Source organism: Stutzerimonas nitrititolerans, from assembly GCF_003696285.1.
GTDB classification, from domain to species: domain Bacteria; phylum Pseudomonadota; class Gammaproteobacteria; order Pseudomonadales; family Pseudomonadaceae; genus Stutzerimonas; species Stutzerimonas nitrititolerans.
In genome coordinates this window covers 53,693-68,782 of record NZ_RFFL01000016.1, presented here as the reverse complement: position 1 = coordinate 68,782, position 15,090 = coordinate 53,693, and the positions used below count along the sequence as shown (strand labels likewise).

Annotated in this window: 15 protein-coding genes; 12 read left to right on the top strand and 3 right to left on the bottom strand. The window is 64.1% G+C overall.

Features of this window, described 5'->3' with window-relative positions; genetic code table 11:
• Positions 1-13: 13 nt before the first annotated feature.
• Positions 14-484 (top strand): Cu(I)-responsive transcriptional regulator, encoded by a 471-nt coding sequence (cueR, locus tag EA795_RS18095; RefSeq protein ID WP_122078791.1) that lies wholly within the window; start codon positions 14-16, stop codon positions 482-484.
• Positions 485-530: 46 nt separating this feature from the next.
• Here cueR and EA795_RS18090 read toward each other — a convergent pair whose 3' ends face one another.
• Positions 531-725, bottom strand: a complete 195-nt coding sequence (locus EA795_RS18090) for a heavy-metal-associated domain-containing protein (protein ID WP_014853716.1) — start codon at positions 723-725, stop codon at positions 531-533.
• Positions 726-1,089: 364 nt separating this feature from the next.
• On the opposite strand from EA795_RS18090, the gene EA795_RS18085 reads away from it, so the two are divergent.
• The 4 genes from EA795_RS18085 to EA795_RS18070 are packed head-to-tail and all read left to right on the top strand — an operon-like array spanning position 1,090 to position 5,456.
• Positions 1,090-1,563 carry a (2Fe-2S)-binding protein gene (locus EA795_RS18085; RefSeq protein ID WP_014853717.1) on the top strand — a complete coding sequence of 158 codons (474 nt, stop codon included), beginning with the start codon at positions 1,090-1,092 and terminating at the stop codon, positions 1,561-1,563.
• Positions 1,560-3,848, top strand: a complete 2,289-nt coding sequence (locus EA795_RS18080) for a xanthine dehydrogenase family protein molybdopterin-binding subunit (protein ID WP_122078789.1) — start codon at positions 1,560-1,562, stop codon at positions 3,846-3,848. Before EA795_RS18085 ends, EA795_RS18080 begins: the two co-directional genes overlap by 4 nt.
• A 2-nt stretch (positions 3,849-3,850) precedes the next feature.
• Entirely contained in the window at positions 3,851-4,423 is a 573-nt protein-coding gene (locus tag EA795_RS18075) for a nucleotidyltransferase family protein (RefSeq protein ID WP_122078787.1), read from the top strand.
• A 16-nt stretch (positions 4,424-4,439) separates the two neighbouring features.
• On the top strand, positions 4,440-5,456 hold the full coding sequence (locus tag EA795_RS18070) for an XdhC family protein (protein ID WP_122078785.1): 1,017 nt from the start codon (positions 4,440-4,442) through the stop codon (positions 5,454-5,456).
• A gap of 71 nt (positions 5,457-5,527) precedes the next feature.
• Here the strand turns inward: EA795_RS18070 and EA795_RS18065 are convergent, their stop codons facing one another.
• Positions 5,528-6,421 (bottom strand): LysR family transcriptional regulator, encoded by an 894-nt coding sequence (locus EA795_RS18065; protein WP_122078783.1) that lies wholly within the window; start codon positions 6,419-6,421, stop codon positions 5,528-5,530.
• 150 nt (positions 6,422-6,571) lie between these two features.
• On the opposite strand from EA795_RS18065, the gene EA795_RS18060 reads away from it, so the two are divergent.
• Positions 6,572-7,795, top strand: a complete 1,224-nt coding sequence (locus EA795_RS18060; RefSeq protein WP_376786263.1) for an MFS transporter — start codon at positions 6,572-6,574, stop codon at positions 7,793-7,795.
• A 156-nt stretch (positions 7,796-7,951) separates the two neighbouring features.
• Here EA795_RS18060 and uraH read toward each other — a convergent pair whose 3' ends face one another.
• Positions 7,952-8,305 carry a hydroxyisourate hydrolase gene (gene uraH / locus EA795_RS18055; RefSeq protein ID WP_058074186.1) on the bottom strand — a complete coding sequence of 118 codons (354 nt, stop codon included), beginning with the start codon at positions 8,303-8,305 and terminating at the stop codon, positions 7,952-7,954.
• A gap of 356 nt (positions 8,306-8,661) precedes the next feature.
• Between uraH and puuE the strand changes: the two genes are divergently transcribed.
• The 6 genes from puuE to EA795_RS18025 all read left to right on the top strand — a co-directional run bounded on the left by puuE (position 8,662) and on the right by EA795_RS18025 (position 14,836).
• Positions 8,662-9,591, top strand: a complete 930-nt coding sequence (gene puuE, locus EA795_RS18050) for an allantoinase PuuE (RefSeq protein ID WP_014853724.1) — start codon at positions 8,662-8,664, stop codon at positions 9,589-9,591.
• Positions 9,588-10,103, top strand: coding sequence for a 2-oxo-4-hydroxy-4-carboxy-5-ureidoimidazoline decarboxylase (gene uraD, locus EA795_RS18045; protein ID WP_058074185.1), 516 nt, complete (start codon positions 9,588-9,590; stop codon positions 10,101-10,103). Before puuE ends, uraD begins: the two co-directional genes overlap by 4 nt.
• Positions 10,104-10,138: 35 nt before the next feature.
• Positions 10,139-10,648, top strand: coding sequence for an ureidoglycolate lyase (locus EA795_RS18040; protein WP_014853726.1), 510 nt, complete (start codon positions 10,139-10,141; stop codon positions 10,646-10,648).
• Between the two features lie 80 nt (positions 10,649-10,728).
• Positions 10,729-11,964: a urate hydroxylase PuuD gene (locus EA795_RS18035; RefSeq protein WP_122078782.1), complete on the top strand. Its 1,236-nt coding sequence runs from the start codon at positions 10,729-10,731 to the stop codon at positions 11,962-11,964.
• Between the two features lie 200 nt (positions 11,965-12,164).
• On the top strand, positions 12,165-13,520 hold the full coding sequence (locus tag EA795_RS18030; RefSeq protein WP_043942647.1) for a nucleobase:cation symporter-2 family protein: 1,356 nt from the start codon (positions 12,165-12,167) through the stop codon (positions 13,518-13,520).
• A 497-nt stretch (positions 13,521-14,017) separates the two neighbouring features.
• Positions 14,018-14,836 (top strand): outer membrane protein OmpK, encoded by an 819-nt coding sequence (locus EA795_RS18025; protein ID WP_122078780.1) that lies wholly within the window; start codon positions 14,018-14,020, stop codon positions 14,834-14,836.
• The last annotated feature ends 254 nt before the right edge of the window (positions 14,837-15,090 follow it).

Genomic DNA, 15,090 nt, shown 5'->3' with positions numbered 1-15,090 from the left:
GAGGAGGACCACCATGAACATCGGTGAAGCATCCAGGGCATCCCGGGTCTCGCCCAAGATGATCCGCTACTACGAGCAGATCGGTCTGACGCCACCGGCGCATCGGACCGACTCGGGCTATCGCGCCTATACCGAGGCCGACATCCATCGTCTGCACTTCATCCGCCGTGCCCGCGATCTCGGCTTCTCGGTGGCCGAGATCGGCAACCTGCTGGGTCTGTGGAATGACAAGTCGCGCCAGAGCGCGGACGTCAAGCGCCTGGCCCAGGAGCACATCGCCGAACTGGAGCGCCGCATGGAGAACATGCGACAGATGGCGGAAACGCTGAAAACCCTGGTCAGTTGCTGCGCGGGGGATGAACGACCGGATTGCCCGATCCTGGACGAGCTGCAGCAGCCGGACGATGCCCCTGCCGCCAGCGCGAAACGCACCGGTGCGGTGGCTCGTCGTACGCACGGCGGCAAGGCCACCGGCGCCGAATAGTTCGCCTCACGGGCTGCCAGGCAGATCGGCAGCCCGTGAGGATTTCTCATTGCTCGCGGGGCGGGAACCCTGCCTCGCGCAGTGCCGCGATGATCCGCTCCCTGGTTGCGGAAGTCTGCACCTCCACCAGGCGAGCCGCCGGATCGGCGACGACGCCGGCATCGGCGTCGACCGACTGGATCGCCCGGGTCACGGAGCGGACGCAGCCGCCGCAGGTCATGTTGTCGAGATGAAATTGCATGGAAAGCTCCTTCGTGTTGAGACGCCTGGCAGCTTGGACCTTGCCACCGCTGGAAGGTCAAGCGGCCACCGCGGCGACGAAAGAAGCCGCCTGTAGCCGCTCACAAGCACATGCAGACTGAAGGGCCAGGGCAGCGCGAGCGGCGTCAACACGACATCGCTACTGTCTGATAAGCGCGTCCCCTGCACTCATTTCCGCGTGCTTCTGCAATTACTGAGTTTTTCTCACAACCACATGAAGACAATCGGCCTTTATCGAAGAAAGCCTCGCTTCTAACCTAACCCACCAGAGAAACGGCGGGGCAGCCCAAGAGCCAGCAAGCCTTCAGCCACGCAGCCCCGCCCCCAGAAGCCAGGAGTTCGCCATGCCACAACTTCAAGTCAATGGTCAGGCCAGGGACCTCGACGTCCCCGACGACATGCCGCTGCTCTGGGCGCTGCGTGACGAGCTGGGCATGACCGGCACCAAGTTCGGCTGCGGCATGGCGCTGTGCGGCGCCTGCACGGTGCATGTGGATGGCACGCCGATCCGCGCCTGCATCACACCGGTCGCGGACGTGACCGGACGAACGATAACCACCATTGAAAGCATGCAAGCCGATCCAGTGGGCCAGGTGGTGCAGCAAGCCTGGATCGAGCAGAACGTCGCCCAGTGCGGCTATTGCCAGGCGGGGCAGATCATGTCGGCGGTAAGTCTGCTCAAGACCAGCCCCGCACCCACCGAACAGCAGATCGACGAGGCCATGAGCGGCAATATCTGCCGCTGCGGCACCTATCCGCGCATCCGTGCTGCCATCCATCAGGCAGCGGACCAGCTGGCGAAGGGAGACGCGCAATGACAGGCACCACCGAACTTTCCCGCCGCCGCTTCCTGAAGGGTAGCGTCGGCGTACTGCTGCTGGCGGTCACGGCCAAGGGCCTGGTCACCGCCGCCTGGGCGGCCGATCCATCCCCCGCTTTCGGCGCGGACAGCATGCCCGGCGGCACGGTGGACGATCCACTGGTGTTCGTCTCCATCGCAACGGACGGCACGGTCACCCTCGTGGCGCATCGCGCCGAGATGGGCACCGGCGTGCGCACCAGCCTGCCGATGGTGGTGGCCGACGAAATGGAAGCCCGCTGGGATCGCGTGAAGGTCGTGCAGGCCGAAGCCAACGAAACCCGCTACGGCAACCAGAACGTGGACGGCTCGCGCAGCATGCGGCATTTCCTGATGCCCATGCGGCGCGTGGGCGCCGCGGCCCGCCAGATGCTGGAGATGGCCGCCGCCGCGCGCTGGTCCGTGCCGCTGATGGAGGTCAAGGCCGTGCAGCACGAGGTCGTCCACCTGCCCAGCGGTCGCCGCCTGGGGTACGGCGAGCTGGCTGCGGACGCGGCCCGGCAGCCGGTGCCGAACGCCGACGCGCTCAAGCTCAAGGCGCGTGACGAGTTCCGCTACATCGGCAAGAGCCAGGTGCGGCCAGTCGACCTGGAAGCCATCGGCAGGGGCCAGGCCATCTATGGCATGGACATGCGCCTGCCCGGCATGGTCTACGCCGTGGTGGCGCGGCCCCCGGTGGTAGGCGGCAAGCTGCACCGGGTGGACAGCAGCAAGGCGCTTGCGATCCCTGGTGTGCTGAAAGTGGTTGAGATTCCCGCATTCCAGGACGCACCGGGTTTTCAGCCACTGGGGGGCGTGGCCGTGGTCGCACGCAATACCTGGGCTGCCATGCAGGGTCGCGCCGCGCTGCAGATCGAATGGGACGATGGCTCCAACGGCCGCTACGATTCGAAGGCCTATCGCAAGACCCTGGAGGCTGCCGCCCGCGCGCCCGGCAGGGTGATGCGCAATGCCGGCGATGCGGCGCGGGCCTGGGCCCGGGCGCCCGAAACCGAGCGCCTGGCTGCCGAGTACTATGTGCCGCACCTGGCGCATGCGTCGATGGAGCCGCCGGTCGCCACGGTGCGGATCAAGGGCGACGGCGCCGAGGTCTGGACCTCGATCCAGAACCCCGCCGCCGCCCAGGACGCGGTGGCTGCGCGGCTTGGACTCGAGCCCGAGAACATCACGGTCAACGTGCTGTTGCTCGGTGGCGGCTTTGGCCGCAAGTCCAAACCCGACTTCGTCGATGAGGCCGCCATCGTCGCCATGGCCATGCCGGAAGGCACGCCCGTCAAGCTGGTGTGGACGCGCGAAGATGACATCCACCACGACTACCTGCACACGGTCTCGGTCGAACGGCTGGAGGCGGTGATGGGCGAGGACGGGCAGGTGCAATCCTGGCTGCACCGCAGCGCCGCACCCACCATCGCCTCGCTGTTCACCGAAGGGGCCAAGGGGCAGCAGCTGTTCGAGTCGGCCATGTCGGCCATCAACATGCCCTACCGCATCGCCAACGTACGCGTGGAAACGGCCGAGGTTGCCGCCCATACGCGCATCGGCTGGTTCCGCTCGGTCGCCAACATCCCGCACGCCTTCGCGGCGCAATGCTTCATCGCCGAGCTGGCGCACCGCGCCGGCAAGGACCACAGGCAGTTCGCGCTCGACCTGATCGGACCGGCGCGCAGGATCGATCCCGGCACGCTGGCCGATACCTGGAACTACAGCGAATCGCCCGAGCGCTATCCCTATGACACGGGCCGCCTGCGCGGAGTGATCGAAGCCGCCTGCCAAGGCGCAGGCTGGGGACGCGAGTTGCCCGAGGGCCACGGCCTGGGCCTGGCCTTCTGCTACAGCTTCGTCAGCTACACGGCCAGCGTGGTGGAAGTGGCGGTGTATGCCGAGGGCGAGGTGCGCGTCGTGGCCGTGGACATGGCCCTGGATTGCGGTCCGCAGATCAACCCCGAACGCATCCGCGCGCAGATGGAGGGCGGCGCCATCATGGGCTTGAGCCTGGCCCTCGACAGTGAAATCACCTTCGAGAACGGCCGCGTGAAGCAGAGCAATTTCCACGACTACGAGGTGCTGCGCCACTCCGCCTCGCCGCGCCTGATCCGCACCCACCTGGTGAACGACGACCACGACCTGCCACCCGGTGGCGTGGGCGAGCCGCCGGTGCCTCCCGTGGCGCCGGCGCTGTGCAACGCCATCTTCGCCGCCACCGGCAAGCGCGTGCGCAGCCTGCCGGTGCGTAGGCTCGCGTGACCATGGCGCAACCGGAGCAGCCCACCGTCATCGTTCTGGCTGCCGGCCAGGGGACGCGTTTTCGCCAGTCAGGTGGCGTGATGCACAAGCTCGACGCACCGCTGGGCGGCGTGCCGGTATTGCAGCGGGTGCTGAATGCCGTAGCGGCTTCCGGGCTGCCCTGCCATGTGGTGCGGCCGGCAAGCGGCGTAACGGCGGTTTCCGATGGCATGGGCGACTCCATCGCCCGGGGCGTGGCCGCCACGGCAGGCGCAACAGGCTGGCTCATCCTGCCCGGGGATCTGGCACTGGTCACCTCGGACAGCCTGCTCCGGGTCGCCCAGGGCCTGGCCGGCCACCCGGTGGTGCAACCTTTCTGGAACGGTCGACGGGGTCACCCGGTAGCCTTTGGCGCCGAATGTTTCGCGGCATTGACTGGGTTATGCGGCGATATGGGCGCGGCTGCTGTCGTACAGGAATACCGCCGGAACGGCCAGCTGCTGGAGCTTCAGGTGGACGATCCCGGCATCGTGACGGACATCGACACCCTGGAAGACCTGGCATCGGCCGAAGCCTGGCTCGGCACCCCGAAATAAGACAGGAAACCGCACCATGGAAAGCATTGATGTACGGGTACTGCGCACCGCGCGCGACTGGCATGCAGCGGGGCACCGGCTGCTGCTGATCACGGTGGTGAAGACCTGGGGTTCATCGCCTCGGCCCGTCGGTTCCATGATGGCGCTGCGCGAAGATGGCCGCTGCGTGGGTTCCGTCTCCGGAGGTTGCATCGAGGACGACCTGGTGCATCGCTACACCTGCGCTTATGGGGACGGCGCCATGGCGCAAACCACACCCGCGCTGGTGCGCTACGGCGTCACGGCGGATGAGGCGCACCGCTTCGGTCTGCCCTGCGGCGGCACCTTGGAACTGCTGCTGGAATTCCAGCCGGATCTCGCGGCGCTGGAGACGCTGGTGCAGCGGCTGGAGTCCGGGCAACTGATGCAGCGCACGGTCGATTGCATCACCGGCGCGGTGACTCTGGCGCCTGCCCCGGCGCCCGAGGCGCTGCGGTTCGATGGCGCCAGGCTGACCAGCACCCTGGGCCCGCAGTACCGGATGCTGCTCATCGGTGCCGGCGCGCTCGCCGAATACCTGGCCACCATGGCGCTGTTCAACGACTTCGCGGTGACGGTCTGCGACCCGCGCCTCGAACACCTGGGCACCTGGTCCGTGCCGGATGTACGGATCACCCGGGAAATGCCGGATGACGCCGTGCGCACCCTGAACCCTGACACGCGCACCTGCATCGTCGCCCTCAGCCACGACCCCAAACTCGACGACCTGGCCCTGCTGGAAGCGCTGCACAGCCCCGCTTTCTATGTCGGCGCCATCGGCTCGCGCCGCAATACCATCAGCCGGCGACAGCGACTGATGGAGCATTTCGACGAAACCGAGGAGTCGCTTGCGCGCCTGCACGCGCCGGTCGGCATCTACATCGGCAGCAAGACGCCGGCCGAGATCGCGGTGAGCGTGATGGCCGAGATCCTCGCCGTGAAGAATGGCGTGGCGCTGCCGCGCACGTTCTCCGTGACGCAAGCCAAGGCCCGGCTCGAGATGCAGGGCTCATAGCAGATCCTGCACCGGCCTCTTCGCTTTTCATTCCTGGCGAATGGCTGTGTCGCCCCGTCAACGTCCAGACCCTAACCACGATACCTAAGCGCTTCGACGAACGCCGAGAAAGCGGGGGAAGCCTGCCGCCTATTCGGGTAGTACAGGTGAAAGCCCGAAAAATAGGGGCACCAGTCACTCAGAATCATTTCAAGCCGGCCATCGGCCAGGTAGGGTCTGGCCGTGTCTTCGGTGACATAGGCCAGGCCGATACCGTCCACGGCGGCATTGATCACGTGAGGCATGCTGTTGAAGACGAGTTGGCCCTCGACCTTCACGGTAACCTCCTGGCCATCCTTCTCGAACTCCCAGGCGTAGATGGCGCCGGAGGGTCTGTGCCGGATGTTGACGCACGCATGCCGGGTCAGGTCATAAGGCGTTTCCGGCAGTGGGTTCCGCTCCAGGTATTCAGGCGCGCCCACCACGACCAACCGCCAGTCCGGCCCGATGCGCGTCGCGATCATGTCCTGGCTGATCGCTTCACCCAGGCGAATGCCGGCATCGAAGCGCTCCTCGACCACATTGGTGAATCCATAGTCGACGTAGAACTCCAGCGTTATGTCGGGATACTCCCTGAGAAAGCCTGCCAGCATGGGCCTCACGGACATTTCGATGGAGTCGTCCGTGCACGTGATGCGAATGGTCCCCGCGGGCTTGTCGCGTAGCTCCCCAAGCGCTTCGACCTCGGCGGCGAGCTGATCGAAAAGCGGTGCGATCGAGCGCAGCAGCCGTTCCCCCGCCTCCGTGGTGGACACATTGCGTGTCGTGCGCGCCAGCAGCCGCACGCCCAGCCGCTCCTCGAGCGCCCTCATCGTATGGCTCAAGGCGGAGGGCGTAATGCCCAGCCTCGCCGCCGCCTTGGTGAAGCTCCGGTCCTGTGCCACCGCCACGAAAGCCTGCAGATCGTTGACTTTGCTCTGAGCCATTACTGAGGTTTTCTCATAAGTACATGAAGATTAGTCCTACTAATGGAATTGCGATGGCTCCGTCAAGATAGATCGCCATTCACGACGGCCAGCGCGTGGTTCTGATTCCGATCTGGCTTCGTTTCACCCAAGTACCTGGCATGAGCACTCATGAGCGTTGAAGTTTCCGACAACCCCCTCGTCTCCACCCCCGACCACCAGCAGGCACAGGAGCAACCCGCGTACTGGAGCGGGGTTTTCGCGATGACGCTGTGCGTCTTTGCGCTGATCGCTTCGGAATTCATGCCCGTCAGCCTGCTGACCCCCATCGCGGGAGCCCTGCAGGTCAGCGAGGGGTTGGCGGGTTATGGCATCGCCATCTCCGGCGCCTTTGCGGTACTGACCAGCCTGTCCATCTCCACGATCGCGGGCTCATTGAACCGCAAGACGCTGCTGCTGTTGTTGACCGGCTTGATGGGTGTCTCTGGCCTGATCGTCGGGCTCGCGCCCAACTATGTGGTCTACATGATCGGCCGCGCACTGATCGGCGTGGTGGTGGGCGGCTTCTGGTCCATGTCGGCGGCCGTGGCGATGCGCTTGGTGCCAACCCCTAGCGTGCCCAAGGCGCTGGCCATCTTCAACGGCGGCAACGCGCTGGCGACCGTGGTGGCCGCACCCTTGGGAAGCTATCTCGGCGGCGTCATCGGCTGGCGTGGCGCTTTTTTCTGTCTGGTGCCGGTGACCCTGATCGCCCTGGTCTGGCAATGGATCAGCCTGCCGTCGATGAAGGCCGCCCCGCGCGTAGCGGGTTCGGGCAATGTCTTCAGGCTGTTCAGAAGCCGCCTGGTGACGCTCGGCATGCTGGCGGTCGGCGCCTTCTTCATGGGCCAGTTCGTGCTGTTCACCTACCTGCGCCCCTTTCTGGAGACCGTCACTCAGGTGGACGTTTCCACGTTGTCGATGATCCTGCTGGTGGTCGGCATCGCAGGCTTCGTCGGCACCACCCTGATCGGCAGCCTCCTGAGGCTGGGTCTGTATCGCACGCTGGTGATCATCCCGCTGCTGATGACGGCCATCGCGCTGGCGCTGATCGCCTTTGGCAGCAACCTGGCGATGGTTTTCTTGCTGCTGGGGCTGTGGGGTCTGGTGGCAACGGCGGCTCCCGTGGGGTGGTGGTCCTGGCTGGCCAGGTCAATGCCCAGGGATGCCGAAGCCGGCGGCGGCCTGATGGTGGCGGTGATTCAGCTGTCCATCGCCCTGGGCTCGACCATTGGCGGCATGCTCTTCGATACGAGTGGCTATCGAACCACCTTCATCGCCAGCGGATCCGTGCTGTTGATCGCGGCCGCCTTGACCTTCCTGACCTCGCGGGCGCAATCGTCACGCGTCGCTTGAGGATGTGGACAGATGCCGGAAGCATCCGACGAGACCCTGGCCTGAGCCTGGCGTGCGCTTGAACACTGCCGTGGGCGATCCCTGATAAAAAACACCCGCCTCGAGGGCGGGTGGCCGGCTCACGAGTGGAGCCAGCAGCGCATGGTCCGGTAGCCGTCAGCTGCCTCTATAGGTCGAGTAGCTGTACGGCGAAATCAGCAAGGGCACGTGGTAATGGTCCTGTTCGGCGCTGATGCCGAAGCGCAGCACCACCACGTCGAGGAAGGCAGGTTCGGCAAGCTGTACGCCACGCGCGCGGTAGTAATCGCCTGCACTGAACTGCAGCTGGTAAACGCCGGAGCGGTACTCGTCGCCTTCCAGCAGGGGCGCATCGCAGCGGCCGTCGGCATTGGTCTGCCGGCTGGCGACCAGCTCCAGGCCAGCGCCCTCGACGCGATAAAGCTCGATCTTGATGTCGCTGCCCGGACAGCCGTGGGCGGCGTCCAGCACGTGAGTAGTCAAACGTCCCATAGATTTCCGGCGCTGCAGCGGAGCCGCTCTGCAGGCGCCTGCCTCCTCTTGTCGATGTTGTGGGTCTGTCGGGAGCATAGCATGCGCACCGCCACATAAAAGACAGTTTCAACAAAAATTGTACACAACTTATTGCACGACCTTTTCCCGCGTTGCGCCTTTGCTGCGAGGCCGCTTATCCGCACGCCCGTTCCGACAACACGGAGGGCGCGACCATCGACGAAAAGCCGCCCATCATTTTTTCGCGGGCTTTTGATTTACAAACCGCAAAAGCTTTTGTATACAATTACTGCCATAGGGTCGCATCGCCATCCAGCCAACGGCGACCTCGCACTTCACTAAGGAAAAAACAATAAATGAGCGCCGACTATTCTCGTGACCTCATCGGCTATGCCGGCAATCCACCCCATCCGCACTGGCCCGGTAATGCACGCATCGCGCTGTCGTTCGTACTGAATTACGAAGAAGGCGGCGAGCGCTGCATCCTGCACGGCGACCGCGAATCCGAAGCCTTTCTCTCCGAAATGGTCGCCGCGCAGCCGCTGCAGGGCGTGCGCCACATGAGCATGGAATCGCTTTACGAATACGGCAGCCGCGCCGGCGTCTGGCGTCTGCTCAAGCTGTTCAAGAAGCACGACATTCCGCTGACAATCTTCGCCGTCGCGATGGCCGCACAACGCCATCCGCAGGTGATCAAGGCGATGGTCGCCGATGGCCACGAGATCTGCAGCCACGGCTACCGCTGGATCGACTACCAGTACATGGATGAAGAGCAGGAGCGCGAGCACATGCTCGAGGCCATCCGCATCCTCACCGAACTCACCGGCGAGCGCCCGCTGGGCTGGTACACCGGCCGCACCGGGCCGAACACGCGCAGGCTGGTGCGCGAGGAAGGTGGCTTCCTCTACGACTGCGACACCTACGACGACGACCTGCCCTACTGGGACCCGGCCAGCACGCCGGAGCAGCCGCACCTGGTGATCCCCTACACCCTGGACACCAACGACATGCGCTTCACCCAGGTCCAGGGCTTCAACAGCGGCGACGACTTCTACACCTACCTCAAGGACGCCTTCGACGTGCTCTATGCCGAGGGCGCCGAGGCGCCGAAGATGCTCACCATCGGCATGCATTGCCGGCTGCTGGGCCGTCCCGCCCGCATGGCCGCGCTGCAGCGCTTCATCGAATACGTGCAGGGCTTTGATCAGGTCTGGTTCGCCCGCCGCGTCGATATCGCCCGCCACTGGCACGCCACCCACCCGTTCACCCAGGAGAGCGCGAAATGAGCCGCTTCCAGACGATCAAGCCGTCCAGCCTCGACCGCGACGCCTTCGTTGCCACCTTCGCCGACATCTACGAGCACTCGCCCTGGGTCGCCGAACAGGCCTATGACCAGGGCGTCGACGAAAGCCTCGACGACATCGAGACGCTCCATCGGCGCATGTCCGAGATTCTGCTGAACGCCCCGCGCGAAACCCAGCTGGCACTGATCAACGCCCACCCGGACCTCGCCGGCAAGGCCGCCGTACGCGGCGAGCTGACCGCCTCCAGCACCTCGGAACAGGCCGGCGCCGGCATCCATGAGTGCACCGCCGAGGAGTTCGCCCGTTTCACCGAACTCAACGCGGCCTACAAGGAAAGGTTCGGTTTCATCTTCATCATGGCGGTCAAGGGCAGCAATCGGCACCAGATCCTCGCCGCGTTCAAGGAGCGCCTGAACAACACCCCCGAGCAGGAATTCGCCCGTGCCGTGAGCGAGATCAACAAGATCGCCCTGTTCCGCCTGCAGGCGATGTAAGCCTGCCTTCGAATAACGATAGTGAGACCCCAGCCATGCGCACACTCAAGATAGAGCCGTTGACCAAGGAAGCCTTCGCCCCGTTCGGTGATGTGATCGAGACCGAAGGCAGTGAGTTCTTCATGATCAACAACGGTTCCACCCGCCGCTACCACAAGCTGGCGACGGTCGAGACCGCGCAGCCTGAAGACCAGGCGATCATCAGCATTTTCGCGGCCGATGCCCTGGAAATGCCGCGCGCCATTCAGATGCTGGAACGTCATCCGCTGGGCAGCCAGGCTTTCATCCCGCTGCTCGGCAACCCCTTTCTGGTCGTGGTCGCGCCCGCTGGCGATGCACCTGTACCAGGTAGTGTCCGTGCCTTCCGCAGCAACGGCAGGCAGGGCGTCAATTACCACCGCGGCGTCTGGCACCACCCGGTGCTGACGATCGAAAAGCGGGATGAATTCCTGGTGGTCGATCGCAGCGGTTCTGGCAACAACTGCGACGAGCATTTCTTCAGCGAGGATGAGCTGTTCCTCGACCCCCACCGGGACTCGGAGTGAGCGCCGCACTGGCCGCTCGCGACGAGTCGAATAACAAGAAACAACGGTCGGTTCGCCGGCCGCGCAAGAGGTAAATAATCGTGGACGCACATCTCACCGAATGGCTGAACCTGGGTATTCGCTGGATTCACATGATCGTCGGCATCGCCTGGATCGGTGCCTCGTTCTACTTCGTCTGGCTGGAAAACAACCTCAACCGCTCCAACCCCCGAGAAGGCCTGTCCGGCGATCTCTGGGCGATTCACGGCGGCGGCATCTACCACCTGGAAAAATACAAGCTGGCCCCGCCGCAGATGCCGGAGAACCTGCACTGGTTCAAATGGGAGGCCTATACCACCTGGCTATCGGGCGTCGCCCTGCTGATGGTGGTCTACTACCTCAACCCCAGCCTCTACCTGGTCCTGCCAGGCAGCGACCTCTCCCCCGCCGCTGCAGTCGCCATCGGCTTCGGTTCGCTGATCGTCGGCTGGTTCGTCTATGACCTGCTCTGCGATTCGCCGCTGGGCAAGACGCCGGCACTCCTCGGCCTGGTCCTGTTCGTGCTGGTGATCGCCGCCTGCTGGGGCTACTCGCAGATCTTCAGCGGTCGCGCCGCCTACATCCATACCGGTGCGCTGATCGGCACCATCATGGTCGGCAACGTGTTCCGCATCATCATGCCGGCCCAACGTGCGCTGGTTAAGGCGATCGAAGAAAGCCGCACCCCGGACCCGATACTGCCGGCCAAGGGCCTGCTGCGTTCGCGCCACAACAACTATTTCACCCTGCCGGTGCTGTTCATCATGATCAGCAACCACTTCCCGAGCACCTACGGCAGCCAGTACAACTGGCTGATCCTGGCCGCACTCGGCGCGCTGTCGGTACTGGTACGCCACTACTTCAACACCCGCCACGACAGCAACCGCTTCGCCTGGGCCCTGCCGGCGGCCGCGGTCGGCATGATCTGCCTGGCCTTCGTGCTCTCCCCCAACCGCCAGCCCGTCCCGCAGAACCTGGCCCCGACCACGCCGGAACAGGCCAGCGTCGGTGAGCAGCAAGAAGGCACGGCCACTCACAGCGCGTTCAACAAGGTCAGCAGTGTCATCGAGGAACGCTGCACGGTATGCCACTCGGCGAAGCCCACCAGCCCGCTGTTCAGCGCGGCACCGGCCGGAGTGATGTTCGATACGCCCGAACAGATCCAGCAGATGGCCGCCAAGATCCATGCGCAGACCGTTGCCAGCCAGATCATGCCGCTGGGCAACATCACCCAGATGACCCAGGAAGAGCGTGACCTGCTGGCCAGCTGGATCGAACAGGGAGCACAAATCAACTGAAACAGAGCCGCGCTCATCCGAGCGCGGCTTTTTTGTAGTGCGCATACAAAAGCACTACATACATTGTTATGATCACCTCGCCACAGGATGTGGCAACTCTGTGCACAACAATTAATACAGTTCTTCCGATCATGCGCGCGGGCCACACACGCGCATCGATCACAGCGACTGATAAAACAAAAAGCGCCCGAGGTGTCTCGATGACCGAAACAACGGCCAAGCCGGTGACGGCTGCGTCCCCCTCCGAGCAGCGATTGCCCTTGCTGCAAATGATCCTCGTAAGTTTCCAGCACGTGCTGCTGATGTACGGCGGCGCCGTTGCCGTACCGCTGATCGTCGGCCAGGCGGCCGGCCTGTCCCGCGAGGAAATCGCCTTTCTGATCAACGCCGACCTGCTGGTCGCCGGCATCGCCACCCTGGTGCAGTCCCTGGGCCTCGGCCCGGTGGGCATCCGCATGCCGGTGATGATGGGCGCCAGTTTCGCCGCAGTCAGCAGCATGGTGGTGATGGCCGGCATGCCGGGTGTCGGCATGACCGGCATCTTCGGTGCAACCATTGCCGCCGGCTTCTTCGGCCTGCTGATCGCGCCCTTCGTCTGCAAGATCGTGCGGTTCTTTCCACCACTGGTCACCGGCACGGTGATCACCGCGATCGGCCTGTCGCTGTTTCCTGTGGCGGTGAACTGGGCCGGCGGCGGTAGCGGCACGAGCCAGTTCGGCGCCCTGCCCTATCTGGGTGTGGCTGCCGTGGTGCTGACGGTGATCCTGCTGATCAACCAGTTCCTGCGCGGCTTCTGGGTCAACGTCTCGGTGCTGATCGGCATGGCCCTGGGCTACGTACTGGCCGGCAGCCTGGGAATGGTCGACCTCTCGGGCATGGCTTCGGCGCCCAGCTTCCAGGTCGTGGAGCCGAACCACTTCGGCACCCCGCAGTTCCTCCTCGCGCCCATCCTGTCGATGTGCCTGGTGGTGGTGATCATCTTCGTCGAATCCGCAGGGATGTTTCTCGCGCTGGGGAAGATCACCGGCCAGGAAATCGACCAGAAGCAACTGCGCCGCGGCTTGCTCTGCGACGCTGGCGCGACCTTCTTCGCCGGCTTCATGAACACCTTCACCCATTCGTCGTTTGCGCAGAACATCGGCCTGGTGCAGATGACCGGCGTGCGCAGCCGCTTCGTGACCGCGATTGCCGGCCTGTTTCTGATCAGCCTGAGCCTGCTGCCCAAGGCGGCCTTCCTGGTGGCCTCGATTCCCGCCGCAGTGCTGGGTGGTGCCGGCATCGCGATGTTCGGCATGGTGGCGGCCACGGGTATCAAACTGCTGCAGGAAGCCGACATCGGTGACCGCCGCAACCAGTTGCTGGTGGCTGTCAGCATCGGCCTGGGGATGGTGCCGGTGATTCGTCCCGAGTTCTTCGCCCAGCTGCCTCACTGGATGGAGCCCATCACGCACAGCGGCATCGCCGTGGCCACCATCAGCGCCGTGCTGTTGAACCTGCTGTTCAACGTCCTGGGCGGTGCCGAACGCGTCGCGACGACGGGCGCCCTGCAGCACTGACCTCTCCATCGACTCGCCGCGTAGCCCACCATCGGGCTGCCGGCGAGACTCTTCCCGCAAAAAAATTGTGCACAATTGATTAAATAATTGTGTAGCAACATGTCCACAAATTGCTATATTCAGGTTATCTGACCGTCTGGACAACATCTCCGACGGAGAAGCCGTGCAAGGCTCGAAGCCAAGACCGAACAATAAATAACAGGCAGGCTGAACCATGTCCGCAAGCGAATCCAGGAGTCTCGCGGCTCCTCGCCAAGTGCCGGCCGAACTGCACGATGAACCTTCATCGTCCGTGCACCACACCTCCCTGCCTACCGTTGCCAGCGAACCGCATCGTCCTGCGCCGATCTCGAGCCTTGCCTCGTTGCGCCTCGTTTCCGCCGCCCGAGGCGGCCACTCCATTCGCCACTCCGGTCGAACCCGGCACCTCTTACCGCGGTGCGTGACGGCGCGGTGAAACCTCCGTCACACCACAATAAAAACTCAAGGGTATCCAGATGAACGTCAAACTCGCTCCGCTCTCCCTCGCCCTGGCCGGCAGCCTGCTCGCCGCGCCAGCCTTCGCCGAGATGCACTGGCAGAACAACAGCCTGACCTATCTCTACGGCAAGAACTTCTCGGTCGACTCGGGCGAGGATGGCCGCGAAGCCGCCATCCAGCAGACCATCACCTTCGAGCACGCCAGCGGCTGGAGCTGGGGCGACATGTTCCTGTTCGTCGACCACAAGTGGTTCAACGGCCACTCAGGCAAGGACGGACGCACCTACTACGGCGAGTTCAGCCCACGCCTGTCGCTGGGCAAGGTCACCGGGAAAGACCTGTCCTTCGGCCCGATCAAGGACGTGCTGATCTCGACCACCTACGAGCGCGGCGAAAGCCAGGCCGATGGCACCCCGAACCAGGTCTACCTGCTCGGCCCGGCCGTGGATCTGGCAGTACCGGGCTTCGACCGCTTCGCCGTCAACACCTACTACCGCAAACCCGACGGTGCCACCGGCAAGCCCGGCGGCCAGTGGCAGATCACCCCGACCTGGGCCATGACCATTCCGGTGGGCAAGTCCGACATTCTCTTCGACGGCTACATCGACTGGGTGGTCAACGACAAGAAAAGCGGCGGTACCGAGCTGAAGAAGAACTTCCACTTCAACCCGCAGGTGAAGTACGACCTGGGCAAGGCCCTGAACCAGAAGGCCGGCATGCTCTACGTCGGTATCGAATACGATTACTGGACCAACAAGTACGGCATCGAGGACAGCGGCGCCTTCAACACCGACAACAACGTGGTCAACTTCATCGTCAAGGCGCATTACTTCTGAGCTCACCTCGCCAGAAGGCGAGAAAAGCAACCCGGCAAGCGAATGCCAGTCAGCCCAGCTGACTGGCATTTTTTATTTGTCAGGCTGGTGTGGCTGGCCCCGCTTTTCGTGGGAGCGAACTTGTTCGCGAGCTTTTAGCGGCGCACAAAGCAACAGCTTCGCGCGGAGGGCAGCGCTCCCACGAAAGCAACGCAGCTCCATGGGAGCCGCGCCCTCGCGGCGAATGCGGGCGGGGCCTGCCAGCAGGATCAAAT